The organism is Streptomyces sp. NPDC057424 (assembly GCF_042803315.1).
Lineage (GTDB): Bacteria > Actinomycetota > Actinomycetes > Streptomycetales > Streptomycetaceae > Streptomyces.
Genome location: NZ_JBHVCP010000028.1, coordinates 59,736 through 80,476, shown reverse-complemented (window position 1 = coordinate 80,476; position 20,741 = coordinate 59,736). Strand labels below are relative to the sequence as shown.

The following is a 20,741-nucleotide window of genomic DNA, read 5'->3' as shown; positions in this document are numbered from 1 at the left end:
GCGGCTCCTTCCCACGTCGGGCGCCCCGGGTACCCGTCAGAACTCCTCGTGCACCTCGGGATCCCCGCCGACCCGCCGGTGCCGCCGGTCCGAGACGGCCCGCATCTCGTCCTCGCTCAGCTCGAAGCCGAAGACGTCGAGGTTGGCGCGCTGCCGCTCCGGGTTCGCCGACTTCGGGATGGGCACCGCGCCCAGTTGCGTGTGCCAGCGCAGTACGACCTGCCCGGGCGACACCCCGTGCGTCTCGGCGATCCGCGTCACGGCCGGGTCCTGCAGCAGGGGCGTGCCCCGGCCCAGCGGGCTCCAGCTCTCCGTGACGATGTTCCTGCCCGCGTGGAAGGCGCGCAGGTCTTCCTGCGGCAGCAGAGGGTGCAGCTCGATCTGGTTGACCGAGGGCAGCACCCCGGTCTCCTTCTCCAGCCGCTCGATGTGCCCGGCCGTGAAGTTCGAAACGCCGATCGACCGGACGAGCCCCTCCTCGCGCAGCTTGATCATGGCCTTCCACGCGTCGACGTACCGGTCCACGCGCGGCAGCGGCCAGTGGATCAGGTACAGATCGACGTACTCCAGGCCGAGGCGGGCCCGGGACTCCTCGAACGAGGCGAGGGTCTCCTCGTAGCCGTGGTGCCGGCCCGGGAGCTTCGTCGTCACGACGATCTCCTCGCGCGGCACGATGCCGGAGGTCACACCGCGGCCGACCCCGGTCTCGTTGCGGTAGTTCGTCGCCGTGTCGATCAGACGGTAGCCCGCCTCCAGGGCCGAGAGAACGGCCTGCTGCGCCTCGTCGTCACCGAGCGGCCAGGTGCCCAGGCCCAGGGCGGGGAGCGTCGTACCGTCGTTGAGTGTGTGCGTCGGGATGCTGATCACCGTCGGACCTCCCGTTGACTGTGTCGTCTCTCCAGCGTCAGGGATGGGACGACCAATGATCAACCTGACAGGCGGGGATGAGGGCGGCGGACGGCGTGGGCAGCGCCGAGGAGAAGCCGGCGACGGGGTCGGCGCGTCCCGCCTCGCGGGTCGTCGCGCGGCTCGCCGCGCGGCGCACTCGGCCGTGTCTGTCGTGTTCAGCGGCCGCGCCGCCGGCGACCTCTCGCCCGCGGCCTGTGCCGCAGCGGTCCGGCCGTGATCGGCCTGGTCACCGACGAGATCGCCTCCTCACCGTTCGCGGGTCGAAGCATCGTCTGCGCCGCCATGTCCCTGCGCAGCGTCCGTGTCCCCGAGGAGCTGCGCAGCGCGCCGAGGGCATCACCGTCCCCCGGGACCGGGTCGTCGCATCGACGTGCGTCCTGAGCCGGTCGAGTGCCACCCCTGGTGGGGCATGCCCCCGCGCATGGCTCGTGAGGCGTGGTCGCCCTCTCCGGAGATCACTGTCACGATCTTCGGGAAGGAAGGACCACACCCACGACCAGCGGAGCACGCATGACGACGGACAGCCGGATGACGGACGAGGCGGTGCGGAAGGCCGGGGTGGAGGTGAAACCCGTCGCCGGGCACATCGGCGCCGAGATCAGCGGGCTCGACCTGGCGGCGGATCTCGATGACATCGTGGTCGCCGCGATCAGGGCGGCGGTGCTGCGGTGGAAGGTGGTGTTCTTCCGGGGGCAGCGGCTGGACCACGCCGGGCATGTGGCGTTCGCCCGCCGGTTCGGCGAGACCGTGGTGCTGCCCCGGCGGGGCAAGGCCTCACCCCCTGACTTCCCCGAGATCGAGACGACCGCCGACCGGCTGGAGCTGGGCGGGCGGTTCGGGATGGAGCACGACGAGTGGCTGCGGCGCCGACGCCACACCCTGCTGCGCGGCTGGCACTGCGACCACGGTGCCCGCGTGGACCCGCCCGCCGCGACGATCCTGCGCGCCGAGACCGTACCGCCCTACGGCGGCGACACCACCTGGTCGAACCTGGCGGCGGCGTACGCCGGACTCTCCGCGCCGCTGCGGGAGTTCGCCGACGGGCTGCGGGCCGAGCACCGGCTCGGCGTCGGTTACCAGCCCCGGCCCGGCGACGACGCGTACGTCCGGCACCTGCTGGACCGTCAGGTCGCCTCGCTGCACCCCCTGGTGCGCGTCCACCCCGAGACGGGGGAGCGGATCCTGTACGTCAACGGCTACTACGTCGAGCAGATCGCCGGCCTCTCTCGGCCCGAGAGCGGCGCCGTCCTGGAGATGCTGCTGGAGCAGGCGGTGCGGCCCGAGTACACGGTGCGCTTTCGCTGGGAGCCCGGCAGCGTGGCGTTCTGGGACAACCGGGCCACCATGCACCTGGCCCCCGGCGACACCGCCCACCTCGACCGTCCGCGGATCATGCACCGCGTGATGCTCGCGGGGGACGTGCCGGTCGGGGTGGACGGCACGGCGTCGGAACCGATCACCGGGACCGCGCCGGGCCGCTGGTGACACACGCCGGCCGGAGCCGGGCTGCGAGCGCTCTCGTCGGGTGACTCGGGCGGGACGGGGCGTGCTGGTGCCGCTCACCCAGGGGGAGCTGGGAAGGGGGCACCGTAGGCCGGCGCCGCCCCGGCCCGGGCCGGGGATGTGGCGGGTCACCGGGAGTGCCGGCTGTCCGGGGGCCGGACGGGTGCCGGGCCGTGCCGCGGATCCGGTGTGGCCGGCCAACGCGCCGGCGTCGTCGGTCAGCGACGCCAAGTCGGCGGCAGGCCGCATTCCCCGACTGGCTGGACTGGTACAACTACCACCGAACCCACACCGGAATCAGCGGCCACACCCCAGCCAGCCGCGTCACCAACCTGTCCGGACAGCACACCTAGGCCGGTCCGCCGTCACCGGTGGGGGCGCCTGACGGGCACGTGTCCTGGTCGGACTCCCTTCTCTCGGGCCGCCCAGCCGCCCGGAGCATCTGGCTCGCGGCCAGTTCGCGGTAGAGGGCGCTGCTGACCAGCAGTTCCTCGTGACGTCCGCCGGCGACCGTGCGGCCGTCCCGGAGCACCACGATGTGGTCGGCGTGCTGCACGGTGGACAGACGATGGGCGATGACCAGCAGGGCGCACTCCTGGGCGACGTCCTTCATGACGGTGGTGAGCGCAGACTCGTTGATCGCGTCGAGGTGCGAGGTCGGCTCGTCCAGCAGCAGCAGTGCGGGCCGGGCCAGCAACGCCCTTGCGAGGGCGACACGTTGGCGTTCGCCACCGGAGAGGTTGCAGCCGTGTTCACCGATGACGGCGGCCAGCCCCCCGGGCAGCCGGTCGACGACCTCTTCGAGCCGGGCCAGTTCGACGACGCGCCGGATCTCCGCCTCCGTGGCGTCGGGCACGGCGTAGGTGATGTTGTCACGCAGGGTGCCGTGCACCACATGGGTGTTCTGGTCGACCACGGCGATGCCTCGGCGGCAGTCCCCGCGAGTGAGTTCGGTCGCCGGCCGCCCCCTGAAGAGCAAGGTGCCCGCATCCGGTTCGTAGAACCTCGCGACCAGGGCGAACACCGTGCTCTTGCCGGCTCCGGACGGCCCGACCAGAGCCACGTGCCGACGCTGCGGGACGGCGAACGAAACACCGCGCAGGACCGGCAGCTCCGGTTCGTAGCCGAAGTGGACGTCGCGCAGGGCGAGGACGGGCTGTTCGCGGGTGCCGGACGGTCCGGCCGGCGGCGGTGCGGGGGCGCGGTCTGTCGCGCTCCGGGGTGCGGTGGGTTCCACAGGAAGGCGGAGCGCCTCGTCGATGCGCTGGTAGGCCCCCATCCCGCGCTGGACGAGGCCCACCGCGCGGAAGACGGAGGACAACGGCAGGACCAGGTACGAGGCGTACAGCAGGAACGCGACGAGGTCGCCGAGGGAGCCGGCGTGACCGCCGACGCGCAGGCCGCCGACGACCAGGACGATGAGGAAGGAGCCCTGCACGGCGAGTTCGACGGCGGAGCTCATCACGGAGGCGAGCTTCGCGGTGCGCACGCCCGCGCCGTAGGCCGCGTCCACGCGGGTGCCGATCCCGGCCGCCTCCCGCTCCTCGGCCCGGTGCACACGGACCATCGGCAGGGCGGACAGGGCGCGTTCGAGATCGGCGGCGACGGCACCGACCGAGCCCTGCATGTGTTCGGACGCGTTCCTGATGCCCGTGAGCAGTGAGGCGACCACAACGGCCGACGCCGCCACGGTCACGACGACAAGAAGCAGCAACAGGGGGTCCAGCCACGCCATGAGGGCGAGCGCCCCGGCCGCGACCAGGCTTCCCGTCACGAGATCGACCAGGGCCTGTGAGACGACCTCCCGCAGCAGGGTGGTGTCGGCGGTCACCCGGGAGATGAGGTCGCCGCTGCGGTGGCGGTCGTATTCCCTCATCTCCAGCCGGAGCAGCCGGCCCACCAGCCCGTGCCGGAGTTGGCGTACGACGCCTTCGCCCATCCGTTCCAGCAGGAAGCGCCCCGCCGCCCCCGTCGCCGCCTCGACGACGAACAGCGTGCCCAGGAGGGCCAGCAGCGGCCAGATGACCTGTCCGTGGCCACTGGCGTCCACGATCTGCTTGGCGACGAGCGGCTGGGCAAGTCCCAGGGCGGAGCCGACGAGGGTCAGCACGCTGGCGACGGCGATGGCGCTGCGATGCCCGGCGGTGAGCCGGTACATCGTGGCCACCGCCGCCAGGGTGGACTTGCCGGCTTCGGTCCCGGCGGCCGGGGCCCGGCCGCCGCGCGCAACCGCCGCGCCGGTCATCGGTCGGCAGGCCCCGGCAGCGGGGCCACGGTCACCAGGCGGGCGAAGTAGCCCTGCGGAACGCCCTCGCCCACGGGTCGGCCGTCAGCCTCGACCCAGGCGTGCGCGGTGAAGGGCGGGGTGACCCGTACGCCGGTGCACCAGGTCGGCCATGTTCCGCCGAGCCTGCACAGCAGTGCCGCTCCCAGGGAGCGCGGCAGGCACCCCTTCGGCCCGGCGCAGCGCAGGCTGACGACGCACATGGCGTCGCGTGCGCTCTGGGCCTGCCAGGTGGTCGCCGGTGCGGCGCCGCGCCGCAGGACGCCGAGCACGGTGCGGATGTGGCGGGGTGGCAGCAGAGCGAGGGCGACGGCGGGCAGCAGGACGAGGCGGGCCGTCAGGCGCCGGCCCAGGGGCACCCCGGTGGGCCGCTCCAGTGCGCTGGGCGTCGTCATGAGGCGAGCCCCGACTCGCGCAGGTCGCGGACGAGCGTCTCGACGTCCTGGAGGGCTTGCGCCTGGTCGATGTCGAACTCCCGGACCAGGGCGGCGGCCGCGTCCGCCTCCTCGCCGCCGTCCAGCAGCGTTCGCACCACCAGGGTGGCGGTCGGGTTCAACTCCCAGTAGGAGCCGATCCGTTCGTCCAGCAGGACGGTGCCGTAGTCGGTCTCGGCCGTGGAGACCTCGTCGCCGAACCGCAGGGGCATGTGGGGGCCTTTCTGACGTGTCTGACGGGGGTGCGGTCAGGGTTGTGGGACGTGGGCGCGGCGGCGGGTGAGCCCGCGCAGCCACACCTCCGCGGCGATCGTGGAGTAGAGGATGGCGTCGGAGAGCCCCGGGGAGGCGGGCCGCCGGGCGAGGCGGCGCAGCTCGGCGCCGTCCACCAGGCCCAGCTCCGCCAGCCGTGAGTCCTCCCACAGGGCCAGCAGGTCGGCTCGGTGTTCACGCAGCCCGTTGGAGGCATCCATGGAGGCCGTGGCCTTGTTGCTGCGTCGCAGGCACTCCTCGGGCACGATCCCGCGCATCGCGGTGCTCAGGACGGGCTTGTACCGCCAGGGTGTGACGCGCTCGCTCGGACGTACGGACAGGCACGCCTCGATGACGCGGTCGTCCAGGAAGGGGGAGGCCATCGGCAGGCCGGCGTGGGCCGCCATCCGGTCCCACTGCCGGATGACGCGGGCGCAGGAGCGGATCTGCTCCAGGTCGGTGTGCAGCCCACGGTCCGGATGCAGCGGCAAGGCCGTTGCCGCGGCATCGAGCAGTCCCCGGCGGGCCAGCCGCTCGGCCTCGGGAGTCACCCAGCCGAAGAGGCGCGGGGTCATCCCCCAGCCCAGGCCCGTCGTCACGGACTGGGGCAACGGGCCGCGCAGGTCACCGGCGGCGTCGGTGAGCCACCTCCGGTACGGCCGGGAGTCGGTGAGAGCGCGGAGTGTGCCGCCGAGCGGCCATTGCCACAGCGCCCTGAACCCGCGCAACTGGCGCAGGGCGAACAGCGGACGGGTGCGCAGCAGCCGGTGGTAGTACGCCTCGGAGCACCATGCCACGTGGTCGCCGCCGATGCCGGTCAGGTGCAACCGGCTGCCGCGCGCGGCGAGGCCGGGCAGGTGGTGCAGCACCCGGGAACGGTCCATGACGCCGATGGTGGGTTCGTCGAGGAGGTCGTCGATGCCGAGCAGATCCTCGTAGACCAGCGGAGAGGCGTCGGCGTCCCAGACCACGTGCTCGACGTCCGGCAGGTACCGCATCGCCCGCTCGGCCCAGGCCAGGTCGGTGTCCGCCGGATCCCGCCCGGGCCACGTACTGGCCACCACGCGGGCGGGGGAGCGGTCGGCCAGGAAGCAGACGGAGGTCGAGTCCAGGCCACCGGACAGATCGCAGCTCACCACGCCGCCCTGACGGGTACGCGCGCCGACGGCTTCCTCCAGTGCCGTCCGGATCAGGGGAGCCGCGTCGGCAAGCGGCCGGACGGGCTCCGGCGGCCTCCACCACCGGGTGTGCCGTACGGTGCGCCCGTCCGGGGCGACCACGACGGCGCTCTGTGGGGGCACGGCGGTGACCGCACGCCACATCGAGGTCTCGAACAGCGGGTACGGGGCTGGCCACAGCAGCCTGACGGCCAGTTCCCCCACGTCGGGCTCCGAGCCCAGGACGGTGGCCAGGGTGTCGGCGCGGGTCGCGGCCACGCGTACACCGTCGATCTCCGCGTGGAAGACGAGCCGCAGTCCGCAGGCCGTTCCCTGCACCCTGATCCGGCCGTCGAGGGCGCCGACGAGGTGGAAACTGCCGGGGAGGGACCGGGCCAGCGCGTCGAGCTCCGCGAGGTCACGCAACCGTTCGGCCCGGCGCCGCAGTTCGTCGGCGTCGATCGGGCAGCAGCCGACGACGGCGAGTGAGGCGCCGCGGACCCTCGCGCTGACGATCTCGTCGTCGTGCCAGTGGCCGACCAGCCAGGGCCGGCCCGACGCGTGCGCGAGGGTCCGGCTTCCGGGGCGGGCGAAGGAGCGGGCCGCGGCGGCCGCGTCCGCACGGTCCGTGAAGACCGCGAAGTGCGCGTCGCCGGGGCCCGTCCCCGCACTTTCGTGCAGTTCAGTCATGACGTCGGGTCAAGGACCGTCGGTCGTCAGTTCTTGCTCAGGATCAGCCGGTCGTTGCCGGAGCGCTGGAGCAGCCCCGTCTCCTTCCGGAACGTACCGAGCCGGACGAGCGTCGGTGCCTCGTATGCCTTCTTCATGACCACTCCTCACGTGCAGGTGTGCCGGCCGCCTCCCTGACCGGCGGCCCTGGGGACCAGCCCAGATGCCGCCGGTCGGCGCCGGGCTCATCGGGAACCCGGGCCGGGAAGCGGACACAGCAATAGCTAGCTGCAGAGCGTGAGATCGAGGCAAGAGCCTCTGAGAAGCTCGGATAATATGCAAAATCCGCAGCTATCGGGTTGTCCGCCGGCTCCCGTGCGGCCCGTGCGGGCGCGGACGGATGGCGCGGCTTGGGTGCGCAAGAGTTCGAAGGAGCGTTTTGACATGCGCCTCCGGCAGATGCTCGCAGCACCAGCCCGGACGGGTCCGGCGACGGTCCGGGTGGGCGCCGCCGGGGCGCGCTCCGCGCCTGCGACGTGCACCCCTCGGCCTGGAAGACCCCGAGCTCCTTCGCCGAATACGACAGACCTCAGACGCCCGGTCGCCACCCCAGGGCCGGGCCCAGCCTGGTCGCCATGTCGGTGAGGATCTGCACATGGTCCTCGTGCTCAGAGGTGAAGGGCAGGGCGAACGCCACCTCGTCCACCTCCCGGAACGCGGCGTGCGCGTGCGGCCGTTCGGCGATCTCCGCCGAGGTGCCCACCAGGTCCGGCGCGAACAGCAGCGGTGCCGGGCCCTGGGGTGAGGTGGTCCGGGGAGTCCGTTGTGCGGCGTGCTTCTCGTAGCGTGCGCGCTGCTCGGGCGAGGCGCCGTCCGTGGGGATGACGACCAGGCCCTGCGAGACCCGGGCGGCCTCGCCGTCGGGGTGGGCGGCCCGGAAGGCGCGGATCTGCGCGAGCTGGATCTCCGCGAAGCCGTAGGGGCCCTCGGGCTCTTCGGCCTTCACGACACTGCTGGTGAGGAGGTTCATGCCGAGCTCACCGCCGCACCGACCGCAGGCTGTCGCCGCCGTACCACAGGCGGTTCCCCAGCCCGGGGGAGTGCGGCTGCACCCGGTCCGAGAAGACCTCGAAGCCCTCGACCCCGCTGAAGTCCGTCGCCGGCCTGCCCCGCACGAAGTCCAGCAGCCGCTCCACCCGCCCGTGGCCGAAGTCCTCGGCGTCGGCCGTGTCCGGGTAGGGCGCGCCCTTGACCTGGTCGAAGTGCATCGACGGGCCCACGCTCACCCCCGGGTTGAGCCGTCCGCCCGACAGCAGATCCACGGTGGCCAGGTCCTCGGCCAGCCGCAGCGGGTTCTCCCAGCCGAGCGGGATGACCGCCGTGCGCAGCTCGATACGGCGGGTTCGCTGGGACGCCGCCGACGGGACGGCGACCGGGGAGGAGATGCCGTACTGCAGATGCCGGTGACGCACCCAGGCGCTGTCGAAGCCGAGCCGCTCGCCCAGCTCGTTGATCTCCAGCGTGGACTCGTGGCCCCGGCGCGGGTCCGTCGCGTCGAACAGCCCGATGGTCAGGAGATCCAGCTTGCGCAGCGGTCGCGGGGTCGTCGGCACGACTTCATCCTTGAACCTTCAATGGTCTACGGTGGTGCCGACCCGGCAGGGGCCCGTGCTGTTCCCGTTCCCGCCCGGTCAGCGCAGCGGGATCGTCACCTCGTCCTCGACCGGCGGGGCGAGTTCCTGGGCGCGGTTGCCGGTGGCCGCGTAGCAGCGCAGCCGGACCGACTCCGGGGAGACGTCCAGGCGCAGGAAACACTTGAAGAACGGCGGGCTGTACGTCGCCGAGCTCGGCGAGAACAACGACGTGTAGATCTTCCGCACGGGCAGCCGGAACCGCTTGGCCTTGTCCGGGCGGCGGCCGGTGCCGAGCAGCCCGGCGACCAGGCGGACGCGCCGGGTGACGCGGGTCGAGGCGCCCGGGGCGCGGGTGGGCTTGATGCCGAGGCGCTCGGCGATCACGGCGGTCGCCTCGCCCTCGGTGAGCGTGAAGAAGCGGCGCATCCACAGCCGGCGGCCGTAGAGCCGGCCGTAGAAGGCCAGGGAGTCGCCGCGCAGCGGGTAGCAGCGGAAGTCCTGCTCGGTGACGCCCGCGACGTCGACACGGGGGATCGTGTGGGTGGCGTGCATGAACGCGCCGCCCCCGCCCGCGACGACGTACTGGAGCGTGCGTCCGTCGTCCAGCCGGACCGGGTAGCGCTGGTAGTTGTGGATGTCGCCGCCGATCGCCGCCACATAGCGGTGGGCCGGGTCGCGGACGATGTCGTCGACGGTGCCGCCCCCTTCGATGGCGCACGGCTCGCGCCGGCCGTCCACGTACAGAGGTGAGCCGGTGACCAGGATCTTCGGGCGGGGCCCGCGGGAGACCTCGCGCAGCCAGGCGCCCTGCTCGGCGTCGAGGGTGCCGAGCAGACCCGTGTCGATGCCGATGATCCGCAGCGGGCCGGCGTCGATCGCCCAGTACGGGCCCGGCTGGACGGCCTGTTGCGCGGCGGTGCTGCGCGCCTTGCGTGCCTCGGCGAGGTGCCGGCCGTCGTCCGGGCCCGGCCGGTGCCACAGCAGCGTCCGCAGCCAGGCCCGGGTGAGCGGGCGCGGCCGGGGCTCGGGCGGCAGCGGCGGGGCGTCGTCGCAGAAGACGCGCATGAACCCGCCGAGGTCCTCGTACCAGTCGTGGTTGCCGGGTATCGCGTAGATCGGCGCCCGATAGTCCTGGTACGGGCGGAAGAACTTGGTGTCGTAGTCGTCCGCGCTGCCCACCGGATAGATCACGTCACTGGCCAGCACGGCGAAGCGGGTGTCCTGACCGGTCTTCAGAAAGCCCGGCACGACGGCGTACTGGGGGTCGTCGCCCTCGCCGGTGTCGCCGACGACCAGGAACGAGAACCGGTCCGGGTCGTCGCGCCGGATCACCTTGTCGGCCGGTGCGCCGGAGGCCGCCCGCTGCGCCACCCACCGGCTGCGGGTCCGGCCGGTCGGGTCCCCGAACCAGGAGGCCAGCACGCCGTTGCGGGCGACCCACAGCATCCGGGGGTTCAGCCAGGAGATCTTCTCGACCTTCGGCGGCATCAACTGCCGGTACGCGCCCCGTTCGGTGGTACCCCAGCCGGCGCCTTCGGCGGTATCGCGTGAGGAGTCAGACACCGGTGCACCGTAACAATCGATCTATGCCCCGTCCGCGGGCGGGCTGCTCACCGTTCGTGCGTGGACGAGGCCGTCGCGCGCCACGAAGGGCGCTGTGGAACCGCGGAGTTGCCGGCCGGGGCCTCCGGCCCGGCGGACGACGGCCGCTCGCCCAGCACCAGCAGCGGATCGAACATCACCACGACCCCGGCCAGCAGCAGGAACACCACCGGCCCCAGCAGCATCGGCAGCAGCAGGGACGTGGGCGAGTCTCCCGCCCATGTACCGCCGGTCGAGTCGTGCACATGGACGCTGACGGCGGCCATGCCCGTGTAGTGCATCCCGGACACCGCCACGCCCATGACCAGGCTCGCACCGAGGCTCGTCAGGAAGCCGCGGATGGTGACGGCCGACCACAGCGCGGCGGTCGCGGCGCCTATGGCGATCAGCACGGACAGTACGACCCCGACCGGGTCGTAGCCGATGTCGCCGTTCAGCCGCATGGCCGCCATGCCGAGGTAGTGCATGCCCGCCACGCCCAGTCCGGTGACCGTGCCCGCGACCGCCAGCGTGACACCGCTCGTGCCGCGGAGTCCGACGATGAACACGCCGATGCCCACCACGGCGACGGCCACGACGAGGCTGAGCACCGTCGTGGCCGCGTCGTACCGGACCCGGGTCTCCTCCACATGGAAGCCGATCATGGCGATGAAGTGCATCGTCCAGATGCCGCATCCGATGGAAGCGGCGCCTAACGCCAGCCAGCCCGCCTTCCACGACTGCGCGTCGAGCAGCGAGCGCACGATGCACCGCAGTCCCAGGGCCCCTCCCAGGCAGGCCATCAGATAGGCCGCCACCGGGGTCACCGCACCGTAGCGGAACCCGTCGACCGTGCCGTCCATGAGCCAACTCCCCCCAGAGTCGTGGCTGGTGTTCAGCAAGGTCTACGCGCAGGGATCGCGGTAGAGCAAGCCCTTACCGTCGGTAGGCCGCCAACTCCCGCCCTCCAGGGATCGATTGGGGTCAGAATGTGCGCTTCAGCAGGTCGAGCAGCGCCGACCAGTGCCGCTCGTCGCCCTCCTGGTGGTACGACGCGGTGTCGGCCTGCGTGAAACCGTGGGGCGCGCCCGCGTACACCTCGCAGCGGTGGCGCACGCCCGCCGCCGTCAGGGCCTCCTCCAGGCGCTCGATCTGCTCCTCGGGCAGGGAGGGGTCCTGATCGGCGTGGCCGAAGTACAGCTCGGCGGTGACCCTGTCCGCCACCAGATGGGGGCTGTCCGGGGTGCCGGGGGCCAGCCGCCCGCCGTGGAAGCCGGCCGCGGCCGCGACCCGCTCCGGGTAGGTGCCGGCGGTGAGCAGCGACAGGCGGGCGCCCATGCAGTAGCCGGTCAGCGCGACCGGGCCGTCTGCCACGGCCGGGGACCCGTCCAGCCAGCTCAGATACGCGCCGGCGTCCCGCATCGCCAGGTCGGGCGTCAGGGCCTGCATGACCGGCACGATGCGCTCGAATATCTCCGGACGCGCCCCCGGGTCGATGAACTCCGGCAGATCGAAAAGCGGGGCGCGACCGTGCCGGTGGAACACGTTCGGCACCAGCACCGTGTACCCCTCGGCAGCCAGCCGGTCGGCCATGGACCGCAGTTGCGGACGCAGGCCGAAGGCGTCCATGAAGACCAGGACCGCCGGATGGGCGACTCCGTCGGCCGGGTGGGCCAGATACGCGTCGGCGGTGCCGTCCTCGGTGGGGATGTCGACGGCGCTTCCCTGTACGGCGGTCATGGCTGGCTGCCTCTCTGCGGGGGTGGGGGCCAGGAACCCGTCCGCGTGACCGGGCGGATCGTGGTCATCGTGGCACGCCCCTTCCCGGGGCATTTCGCCCGCCCCCGGCACCCGGTTCAGCCGTGAACGGCCCTTGGCCCGCCCTTTACTCGAACCGTGAGGGGTCGCCGGCGCCGTGCCGCACGATCTCGGCCTCCCCGCCGGAGAAGTCGATGACCGTGGTCGGCTCGGTACCGCAGTCACCGGAGTCGACCACCCCGTCCAGCACGTGGTCGAGCAGGTCCTTGATCTCCCAGCCCTGCGTCATGGGCTCCTCCTCGCCGGGCAGCAGCAGGGTGCTGGACAGCAGCGGCTCACCGAGCTCGGCGAGCAGGGCCTGCGTGACGACGTGGTCGGGGATGCGCACACCGACCGTCTTCTTCTTCGGGTGCTGCAGCATGCGCGGCACCTCCTTCGTCGCGGGCAGGATGAAGGTGTAGCTGCCGGGTGTCGACGCCTTGATCGCGCGGAACACGTCGTTGTCGATCCGCACGAACTGCCCGAGCTGGGCGAAGTCCTGGCACACGAGGGTGAAGTGGTGCCGGTCGTCCAGCTTGCGGATCGTACGGATCCGGTCGATGCCGTCACGGCTGCCGAGGCGGCAGCCCAGTGCGTAGCAGGAGTCCGTGGGGTAGGCGACAAGAGCGTCGGCGCGGATGCTGTCGGCGATCTGGCCGATGGTGCGGGCCTGGGGGTTGTCGGGGTGCACGTCGTAGTACTTCGCCATCCGTCGAGCTTATGCCGCCGGCGCGGGCCGGCGGCGCAGGAGGGGGCCGGGCACGGGGACGCGGGCCCGCGCCGCCCGGCGTCCGGGCAGGGAGGAACGCCCCGCGCACGTGAGGTAACGTCCCCGACCGGTGTGCCGGAGGCGGCGCGAGGAGCGAGAGGAAGGCCGAGGTGGCTGGCCGAGAGGACGGGAACCGGCAGCGGGAGACGCGGGCCGGCACGGATCCGGTGTGGGCGGAGGAACTGCTCGAGCACCTGCGCCCGGCGGGGCGCGATGTCCGCAGAGTCGTCGCCTGGCTCTCCGGCGCCGTGGGCGCGACAGTGGCCCTGCAGGACGCCGCCGGGAACCTCGTCGCCGGAAACCGGATGCCCCTGGATGAGCACCTGGTCGCGGACATCACCGCCGGCCGGATCGCCTCCGCGGCCTGGGAGAGCCGGGAACGCCACCTGCGTCTGGTCAAGGTGGAGCACCCGTCCCACGCCTGCGTGCTGGCCGTCTCCCGGCAGGCCCCCTTCGACCGGCGGGCCTCCGACGTCATCACGCACACCGCCCAGGTGCTCGAGCTGCTGCTGACGGCGAGCGAGTCGACCGCGGCCGGGCTCCGGCTGCGCCGGGCCACCGCCGATCTGCGCCTGGCCATCCTGCAACTGCTCATGGTCGAGGACACCATCGCCGCCCGCCGCGTCGCTGCCGGACTCTGGCCCGGCCTGCTCGACGCCGACACGGCGTGCGTGTACGTCGTCGAGTCCGACCCGGCCGTACGCGACCGCGTCGCCGAGGAGTGCCTGGACAGCACCCGGGAGGACGCCCTGGTCGTGCGCTGCCCGGCCATGGACGGGCACGTGATCGTCGTCGGCCCCCGGGAGGCCACGGGCGACGCCCTGCGGTCCCTGGTCCGACGGCACCCCGACCTCTTTCTCGGCGGCAGCGTCCGGCAGAGCCTCGCCCGGACCGCCACCGCCTACGGGCAGGCCGTCAGCGCCCTCGCCGTCGCGCACTTCCGCACCGACAAGACGGCCGTCTACGCCGAGCGCACCCATCCGGAACGCCTCATGGACCCGGTGGCGCTGCGCGGCTGGACGTCCCGGGTGCTGCGCCCGCTCGACACCCTGGCGCACCACACCCGCGCCGAACTGCTCGCCACCAGCCGGCTCGGCCTGGAGTTCACCGCCGTCAACGCCGCCAAGGTCCTCGGCGTCAGCCGCAACACCGTCCGCGCCCGCATGGAACGCGTCGAGACCCTGCTCGGCACCGACTTCGCCGATCTCACGGTCCGAGCGGTCGTCCACCTGGCGCTCAACACCCAGATCGGCCTTTCCGACGCCCGGGCCGCCGAGGGTGCCGGGGACCCCGGGCTGCGGCTCGCCGACCTGCTGTCCGGTCCCGCCGTCCGCACCTGGGCGCAGGACCTGCTGGGCCGCCTGGACGCCGACGCCAGGAACCCGCGCCGGACGCTGCGCACCTGGATCGCCGCCGGAGGCAACGCCGAACGGGCCGCCCAGGCCCTGGGCGTGCACGCCCAGACCGTGCGCGAACACGTCCGCAGCGCCGAACCCGTCCTGGAACGCCAGCTGCTCGCCGCGGGCACCGACCTGTACGAGGTCGTGCTGGCGCACCTGGCCGTGGGCGACCTCGATCTGCCGGATCTCCAGCGCCCCGCGTGAGCCGGTTTGCCTCCGGGGCAACGGTTGGCCGGGTCCGGGCAGGGACGAAACCGGGCTATCCGGACTCGGCTGTGCACGGGTGAGCCCTGCTGAGCGTGCAGCGGGCATCGACACGGTTCACAAGGACTCGGCCGTGGACGTAGGTTCAACTCACCGCGGGGGCACGACCGGAACGGGGGACCGGTCGCGCTCCCGCGCGCTGTCCTGCCTCCGGTGGCGTCAGCCCCGCAGCCGCACCGGGATCTCCTGCCAGCCGAACGCGATGAACGACGGCACCTGCCGCAAGCCCTCGTCACCTTCGGCCAGGCTCAGGCCGGGGAACCGGTCGAACAGCGCCGGCAGCGCGGTCAGGGCCTCCAGCCGGGCCAGCGGGGCACCGATGCAGCGGTGCACGCCGATCCCGAACGCCAGATGGTCGTCGGCGGCGCGCGTGGCGTCGAAGTGGTCGGCGTCCGGCCCGTAGTGCTCGGGGTCGAGCCCCGCGGCGGCGTACGTCGTGATGATGGCGTCACCGGCCGGGATCGTCACACCGCCGACGGTGAGGTCGGAGACGGCGAAGCGCAGCGGCAGCGACGCGATCGACGGGTGGGCACGCAGCGTCTCGTCGACGACGGCGTCCCAGCCGATCTGCCCGGACCGGACGGCCGCCAGTTGCCCGGGACGGCGGAGCAGGGCGACGACCGCGTTGCCTATGAGGTTCACGGTGGTCTCGAAACCGGCGCCGATCACCAGCAGCAGCGTGTACAGCAGCTCCTCGTCGCTCAGCCGGTCACCGTCCTCGTCGCGGACCCGGATCAGCTCGGTCGTGATGTCGTCCCCGGGGTGTGCGGCCCGGTGGGCGATCAGCGCGGGCAGCACCGTCCCGATCCGCCGCTGCACGGACGCCGCGTGCTCCGGGCTCGGGTCGGAGGTGTCCATGATGGCCGCGATGAGCCGGCCGGTGTCCTCCCGCAACTCGTCCGGAACGCCCATCAGTTCGCAGATCATCCGCATAGGCAGCGGATGCGCGAGCCCCTCCTTGACGTCCACGACCTCGCCGTCGGCGGCTTCCAGCGCGGCCAGCAACTCCGCCGTGATCGCCTCCACCCGGGGCCGCATGGCCTCGGTGCGCCGGTGCGTGAAGCTGGGAGCGACCAGCTTGCGCAGCCGGGTGTGGTCCGGGCCGTACGTGGAGAGCATGTTGACCACACCGACCCAGCCCAGGATCCAGCCCCAGGACGGGTGCTCGCCGATCTCGGGCCACAGCCGCCAGTGCAGCCGCGGGTCCTTGCTGACCCGCGGGTCGAGGATGAGCTCCTTGAGCGTGTCGTACCGCGTGGGTGCCCAGGCGGGGATGCCGCCCGGCAGTTCGACGGGCACGATCGGGCCGAGGGCACGCAGCCGGGAGCTCTCGGCGGCGATGTCGGCGCCGAACGGGTCCAGAGCGATGCGGTCGGTGACGGTCACGGTCGTCCTCCTGGCTGGTCGGGGGAGCGGGGGCTGAAACGGACGGGCAGCGCCGTCAGAGAGCGGTGGAAGGGGCCGGGCCGCCACGTCAGGCGCTCGCGGGGCAGCACGGGGTCGAGGTCGGGCAGCCACTGGGTGAGCCGTTCGATCGCCTCGGTGGCGATGAGCAGGGTGTGCTGCTTGACCGGACAGGCGTGCGGGCCGGCCGACCAGGACAGGTGCGAGGCATCCGACGGGTGGCGGTCGGCGCCGCGCTCCCGCTCGGCCGTCTCGGCGAGCGCCCCGTAGGAGATCACCACCGGCACCGCGGCCCTGATCCACACACCGTGGAAGGTGACCGGCGTACGGGCGTAGTGGATGCCGTAGTTGGCGAGCGGCGTCTCGTGGTGCAGGACCTCCAGCACCGCGTCCGTCACCGGGCGGGCGCCACTGGTCAGCGTGGAGTAGTAGGCCGGGTTGCCGAGGATCCGCGACAGCGCGTTGGACACCAGGTTGGCCGTCGGCTCGTGGCCCGCGCCGAGTGTGAGGAACACCTGCCAGGTGACCTCCTCGGGGGTCAGTCCTGCCGGATGGTCCAGCAGCCAGCTCGGCAGGTCGTCGCCCCGTTGCTCGGTCTTGGCGGCGATCAGCTCCAGCACGTACCCGCCGAACTCGGCCTCGCCCTGCGCCGCCTGGGCGCCGCCCTCGATCAGCTTGCCCAGCGCGGCGTCGAGCCGGTCGCTCGCGCTGTCCGGCAGCCCGAACAGGCTGTTGAACACCAGCGCCATCAGCGGTCGCGTGAACTCGCCCACCAGATCGGCCTCGCCGCGCGGCCCGATCCGGCTCACCAGCAGATGCACCGCCCGGTGCACCCGGGCCCGCAGGTCGTGCGGTTCCACCAGGTCGAAGGCGTCGATCAGCGAGGTGCGGTAGCGCAGGTGGGCGCCGCCGTCGGCGAACAGGGTGTTGGGCCGCCAGCGCATCATGCCCAGTACCGGCGAGTCGTCGGGGACGGTCGCCTCCCACGGCCTGGGGTCATGGGAGAAGGTCTCCGTGTCGTGCAGCAGCTCCAGTGCCGCCCGCCGGTCCGTGACGACGTATGCCGGGACACCGGGCGCGAGTTCCGCCCAGCCCACGGGGCCGTGGGCGCGCAGGGCGGCGTAGTAGGGGTGGGGGTCGCGGGCGAAGCCGTCCTCCCACAGGCGGACGGGCGCCGCGAGGGAGAAGGCCTGCTCGGCGGGGGACGGATGGGTCACCTGGGCTCCGGGGGGTGGTGGTCGATCAGGTGCTGCACCAGCGCGAGCAGAGCGTCGACCGAGGAGTTCGCCTCCCGCGCGTCGCAGGTCACCATCGGGGTCGTGGGCTCCAGATCCAGGGCTGCGCGCAACTGCTCGGCCGTGTGGTGGCGGGGCGCGTCGGGGAAGGTGTTGAAGGCGACGGCGTACGGCAGTCCGGTCTCCTCCACCAGCCCGAGCACGTCGAACGAGGCGTCGATCCGGCGGGCGTCCACCAGGACGAGTGCGCCGAGCGCCCCGTAGGCGATGTCGTCCCACAGGGCCCGGAACCGCTCCTGGCCGGGCGTGCCGAACAGGTACAGCACGACGCCGCCCGGCAGGCTGATCCGGCCGAAGTCGATGGCGACCGTCGTGGTCGACTTGTCCCGTACGCCGGCGAGATCGTCGACCTGTGCGGACGCCTCGGTGAGCCGCTCCTCCGTGTGCAGCGGGCGGATCTCGGAGACGGAGCGGATCAGGGTGGTCTTGCCCACCCCGAACGGCCCCGTGATCAGGATCTTCACCAAGTCCTGGGCGGTGTCGGGGAGGTGGATGTCCGTACCGCCGGGCTGGGCGTCAACGGTGCTTGAGGTCGCGGAGGCCATCGGCCACTCTCTTCAGCAGGTCGGGGTCGAAGCGCCGGGCGGGCGGGATCGGCGCGCGGGCCAGTACCAGGTCGCGGTCCAGGAGGTCGGCGGCCAGCACGAGCACCGCGGAGACGGGCAGCCGCAGCAGGGCCGCGGCCTCCACCACCGTCAGCGAGCCGTATCCCAGCTCCTCCAGCAGGGCCGCCTGGGCGGCGGACAGGTCGACCGGGACCGGCTCACCGCTGCCGGTGAGGACCGACAGCCGCTCCAGATGCCCACGGCTGGGCCGCGCCACCCCGCCGGTCGACAGGTACGCGGGAACCAGGGGACGGCCGCCTCGGCGGCCCGTCATGCCGGTGCGTCGCCGTCGGCACCCCGGGGCCCGGCGGCCATCGCCTTCTCGCCCAGCCGCGCCACCTGCGAGTGCACCCGGTGGGCGAGCAGGTCCAGTCGCACCTCGGGATCGCCGTACGCGGCGACGCAGGTGCCGTGGTCCGTCGGCACGATGAGCACATAGCCGTGGTCCGACTCGATGACGACCTGCCGGATCTCGGCCCGGTCGGTGTCGGCGAACGCCGCCGCCGCGGTACGGCAGGCGCCCTGCACGGTGCTGGTGATGGCCGCGACCCGCTCGGCCGACGGCCGCGACAGCGCGTCGGTGTAGCCGGTGACGAGTCCGTCCCGGGTGAGCAGGGCGGCGGCCACGACGTGCGGCACCTCCAGGACCGGTTCGAGCACCCATGCCGTGTCCCCCGCTGCGCGGCTGGTCATCGAGCCGTTCCCCCTTCGTGGTCGTTGCTGTCGGTGTCGTCGGATGCCGAGTCGGCCGTGGTCGTGGCCGGGGCACCCTCAGATACGGCTGGGACGGCCCCGGTGTTCGATACGGCGGCGCCGCGCGCTGCCGCGGTGCCGGACTGGAGGGCGCCGAGGGCGGCTGCGGACTCCTCGGGGCGGCGGGGGCGGCGCTGGGGTGCGGGTTCGGCCGCGGCGGGGCCGGACGGGGGCGTGGCCCGGCCGCGACGCCGCCGCTGGGGGAGGTCGCCGCTCTCGCGCGGGCCGTGGTGGCCGGGGACCGGGGCGTCGGAGCCGGCGTCCTGCTCCGTGCCGTAGCCGTGATCGTGGCCGGCGTCGGCGGGCAGCGGTCCGGGCCTCGGGGGCTCGACGGCCGGCTCGGAGTTGCCGGACGAGGCGGCCGGGGCGGATTCGGCCTGCCGCGGCGGGGCGGCCGGGACCTGGCGGGGCGTGTGCGGCGGACCGGACGGGGCAGGGCCCGAACCGTGGGACGCACCGGAACCGCCGCCCACGTCCCACACCGCGGTCCTGCGGGTCGAACGCGGGGCGCTGGCCGCCGGAGGCACTTCCTCGGGGTCGATCCGCGTCAGCAGATGACTGTCGACCCGCAGCACCGCCCGCACCCCGCCGTACGGCGACAGGGAGGACAGGTCCACGCTCAGATCGAACTGCCGGGTCAGCTGGCCGATGGCCGCGAGCCCCATGCGCGGCGGGTCGCCGAGTTCTGTCAGCAGGATCGGATCCGAACCGGCGACCATCCGCTGCGCCCGGGCCCTCTCGTCCTGCGTCATGCCCAGACCGGCGTCGTCCACGGTGACGCAGACACCGTGGTGGACCGCCTCGAGACTCACCACGACGTCCGTGTCGGGCGCGGAGTGCCGCAGCGCGTTGTCGAGGAGCTCGGCGACGATGATGGCGACCGGCTCGACGGCGTGGGACACCAGGGCCGTACCGGTCGCCAGGTGGTTGTTGACCCGGACGCGCCGGTAACCCGCGAGACGGGCCTGACCGCCCGTCACCGCGTCCACGAGGTGGGACTCCTCCCGGGCCAGCCCCACCCACGCCCCGCACACCACCGCCGCGATCTGCGCACGCCGCAGCGACTGCTCGTTCTCATGGTCCAGCTCGAACAGAGTCTGCGCCAACTCGGGCTCGTCGTAGCGCTGTTGCAGCTGGCGCAGAGCGTCCTGCAGCCGGTACAGCGCCGCCTGGATCTCCCGGGTGGCCCCGCGTATCCCGGCCTGCGCGGCCGCGTCGATCCGGGTGCGCTGCGCGGCCAGCTCGGCGTGCAGCCCCTTCAGCACCTGCTCCAGGGCGACACCCAGGGGCGAACCGGCCAGCTGTGGGTTCAGCGGGCCGGGCACGGCGACGTGGGAATGTGCGGCCTGCCGGGCCGCGGCGGGCACCCGCCGCGCCGCCAGATGTTCGACCTCGGAAGTGAACGCCCTTGAAGTACCGTCGAGTTGAGCCCGCAATGCGGCCGTCTTCGCGCGCTGCGCGGCCAGTTGCCGCCGCGAGCGCAGCAGCCCGCCGCCTAGGGCGAACGCGGACAGCGTGCCGAGGGCGAGTGCGCCGACGGCCAGGTCCGGTACTTCGATCATCGAGTCGATTCCAGGAGGGAGTCGGGCAGGGCGGGGTTCGAGGTGCTCTGGCGAGCCACCCGCAGCACAGTACACACCGTCATCGACCGGTCTCGCACGGTGGAGCGCCACTTCGTTCCGAAAGTGACCGGTGTCTGTGGGCTTCCGGGGCAACTGTCGGAAATGCCGTACAGGAGGGTGGAGTTGGTGGTGCGTACGGATCTGGCCGGCCTGCCTCGCGCCCGTGACGGCGTGATCACTCCAAGACGGGTGCGGACTGTGCGCCCGACCGGAAAGCGGTTCCCGCCCGGCGCCCGAAGAGGCCCGCTCCGCGAGAAGGAGGCCCTCATGCCGGGGATCACCACGCAGGGGGCCGCCTTCACGTCGTGCCTTGCCGGCCGGCCACCGGTCCGAACACCCGGACGGCCTGCCGCCGCGGGCGCCGACTCGGTGGCGCATCCTCCACTGCGGCGGGAACGAAGGCCTGTGC

General features: G+C 72.9%; 18 protein-coding genes and 2 pseudogenes. 3 read left to right on the top strand and 17 right to left on the bottom strand.

Annotated elements, in window-relative coordinates; translation table 11 throughout:
* Positions 1 to 36: 36 nt before the first annotated feature.
* Positions 37 to 867 (bottom strand): aldo/keto reductase, encoded by an 831-nt coding sequence (locus ACFU3E_RS22450; RefSeq protein WP_384160898.1) that lies wholly within the window; start codon positions 865 to 867, stop codon positions 37 to 39.
* A 552-nt stretch (positions 868 to 1,419) separates the two neighbouring features.
* Here ACFU3E_RS22450 and ACFU3E_RS22445 point away from each other — a divergent pair.
* Positions 1,420 to 2,394 (top strand): TauD/TfdA dioxygenase family protein, encoded by a 975-nt coding sequence (locus tag ACFU3E_RS22445; RefSeq protein ID WP_384160895.1) that lies wholly within the window; start codon positions 1,420 to 1,422, stop codon positions 2,392 to 2,394.
* A 269-nt stretch (positions 2,395 to 2,663) separates the two neighbouring features.
* A pseudogene (locus ACFU3E_RS22440) lies at positions 2,664 to 2,765 on the top strand (IS481 family transposase); the annotation flags it as partial.
* Here ACFU3E_RS22440 and ACFU3E_RS22435 read toward each other — a convergent pair.
* The 10 genes and pseudogenes from ACFU3E_RS22435 to ACFU3E_RS22390 all read right to left on the bottom strand — a co-directional run bounded on the left by ACFU3E_RS22435 (position 2,762) and on the right by ACFU3E_RS22390 (position 12,929).
* Entirely contained in the window at positions 2,762 to 4,657 is a 1,896-nt protein-coding gene (locus ACFU3E_RS22435) for an ABC transporter ATP-binding protein (RefSeq protein WP_384160892.1), read from the bottom strand. The pseudogene ACFU3E_RS22440 and the gene ACFU3E_RS22435 overlap by 4 nt on opposite strands.
* Entirely contained in the window at positions 4,654 to 5,091 is a 438-nt protein-coding gene (locus ACFU3E_RS22430) for a lasso peptide biosynthesis B2 protein (protein WP_384160889.1), read from the bottom strand. Before ACFU3E_RS22430 ends, ACFU3E_RS22435 begins: the two co-directional genes overlap by 4 nt.
* On the bottom strand, positions 5,088 to 5,342 hold the full coding sequence (locus ACFU3E_RS22425; RefSeq protein ID WP_384160886.1) for a lasso peptide biosynthesis PqqD family chaperone: 255 nt from the start codon (positions 5,340 to 5,342) through the stop codon (positions 5,088 to 5,090). The genes ACFU3E_RS22430 and ACFU3E_RS22425 overlap by 4 nt, the downstream gene beginning before the upstream one ends.
* Positions 5,343 to 5,378: 36 nt before the next feature.
* The gene (locus ACFU3E_RS22420) at positions 5,379 to 7,229 is read right to left on the bottom strand and encodes a lasso peptide isopeptide bond-forming cyclase (RefSeq protein ID WP_384160883.1); all 1,851 of its coding nucleotides are present in this window, start codon (positions 7,227 to 7,229) and stop codon (positions 5,379 to 5,381) included.
* Between the two features lie 26 nt (positions 7,230 to 7,255).
* Positions 7,256 to 7,366, bottom strand: a complete 111-nt coding sequence (locus tag ACFU3E_RS22415; protein WP_107047813.1) for a keywimysin-related RiPP — start codon at positions 7,364 to 7,366, stop codon at positions 7,256 to 7,258.
* Positions 7,367 to 7,797: 431 nt separating this feature from the next.
* Positions 7,798 to 8,821, bottom strand: a pseudogene (locus tag ACFU3E_RS22410) (LLM class flavin-dependent oxidoreductase).
* Between the two features lie 78 nt (positions 8,822 to 8,899).
* Positions 8,900 to 10,405: a metallophosphoesterase family protein gene (locus tag ACFU3E_RS22405; RefSeq protein ID WP_384160880.1), complete on the bottom strand. Its 1,506-nt coding sequence runs from the start codon at positions 10,403 to 10,405 to the stop codon at positions 8,900 to 8,902.
* Between the two features lie 47 nt (positions 10,406 to 10,452).
* The gene (locus ACFU3E_RS22400; protein ID WP_384160877.1) at positions 10,453 to 11,286 is read right to left on the bottom strand and encodes an MHYT domain-containing protein; all 834 of its coding nucleotides are present in this window, start codon (positions 11,284 to 11,286) and stop codon (positions 10,453 to 10,455) included.
* 121 nt (positions 11,287 to 11,407) lie between these two features.
* Entirely contained in the window at positions 11,408 to 12,163 is a 756-nt protein-coding gene (locus ACFU3E_RS22395) for a dienelactone hydrolase family protein (protein ID WP_384160874.1), read from the bottom strand.
* Between the two features lie 145 nt (positions 12,164 to 12,308).
* Positions 12,309 to 12,929 (bottom strand): L-threonylcarbamoyladenylate synthase, encoded by a 621-nt coding sequence (locus ACFU3E_RS22390; RefSeq protein ID WP_384160871.1) that lies wholly within the window; start codon positions 12,927 to 12,929, stop codon positions 12,309 to 12,311.
* A 170-nt stretch (positions 12,930 to 13,099) separates the two neighbouring features.
* Here ACFU3E_RS22390 and ACFU3E_RS22385 point away from each other — a divergent pair, with 170 nt between their 5' ends.
* Positions 13,100 to 14,593 (top strand): helix-turn-helix domain-containing protein, encoded by a 1,494-nt coding sequence (locus tag ACFU3E_RS22385; RefSeq protein ID WP_384160868.1) that lies wholly within the window; start codon positions 13,100 to 13,102, stop codon positions 14,591 to 14,593.
* Between the two features lie 219 nt (positions 14,594 to 14,812).
* Here the strand turns inward: ACFU3E_RS22385 and ACFU3E_RS22380 are convergent, their stop codons facing one another.
* From ACFU3E_RS22380 to ACFU3E_RS22355, 6 genes are read right to left on the bottom strand one after another with little or no spacing between them, the layout of a single operon-like run.
* Positions 14,813 to 16,039, bottom strand: a complete 1,227-nt coding sequence (locus tag ACFU3E_RS22380) for a cytochrome P450 (protein WP_384160865.1) — start codon at positions 16,037 to 16,039, stop codon at positions 14,813 to 14,815.
* The gene (locus ACFU3E_RS22375; protein WP_384160862.1) at positions 16,036 to 17,274 is read right to left on the bottom strand and encodes a cytochrome P450; all 1,239 of its coding nucleotides are present in this window, start codon (positions 17,272 to 17,274) and stop codon (positions 16,036 to 16,038) included. Before ACFU3E_RS22375 ends, ACFU3E_RS22380 begins: the two co-directional genes overlap by 4 nt.
* The gene (locus ACFU3E_RS22370; RefSeq protein WP_384160859.1) at positions 17,271 to 17,897 is read right to left on the bottom strand and encodes an ATP/GTP-binding protein; all 627 of its coding nucleotides are present in this window, start codon (positions 17,895 to 17,897) and stop codon (positions 17,271 to 17,273) included. Before ACFU3E_RS22370 ends, ACFU3E_RS22375 begins: the two co-directional genes overlap by 4 nt.
* On the bottom strand, positions 17,869 to 18,231 hold the full coding sequence (locus ACFU3E_RS22365) for a DUF742 domain-containing protein (RefSeq protein ID WP_384160856.1): 363 nt from the start codon (positions 18,229 to 18,231) through the stop codon (positions 17,869 to 17,871). The genes ACFU3E_RS22370 and ACFU3E_RS22365 overlap by 29 nt, the downstream gene beginning before the upstream one ends.
* Positions 18,228 to 18,650 (bottom strand): roadblock/LC7 domain-containing protein, encoded by a 423-nt coding sequence (locus tag ACFU3E_RS22360; protein WP_384160852.1) that lies wholly within the window; start codon positions 18,648 to 18,650, stop codon positions 18,228 to 18,230. The genes ACFU3E_RS22365 and ACFU3E_RS22360 overlap by 4 nt, the downstream gene beginning before the upstream one ends.
* On the bottom strand, positions 18,647 to 20,272 hold the full coding sequence (locus ACFU3E_RS22355; RefSeq protein ID WP_384160849.1) for an ATP-binding protein: 1,626 nt from the start codon (positions 20,270 to 20,272) through the stop codon (positions 18,647 to 18,649). The genes ACFU3E_RS22360 and ACFU3E_RS22355 overlap by 4 nt, the downstream gene beginning before the upstream one ends.
* Positions 20,273 to 20,741: the final 469 nt, after the last annotated feature.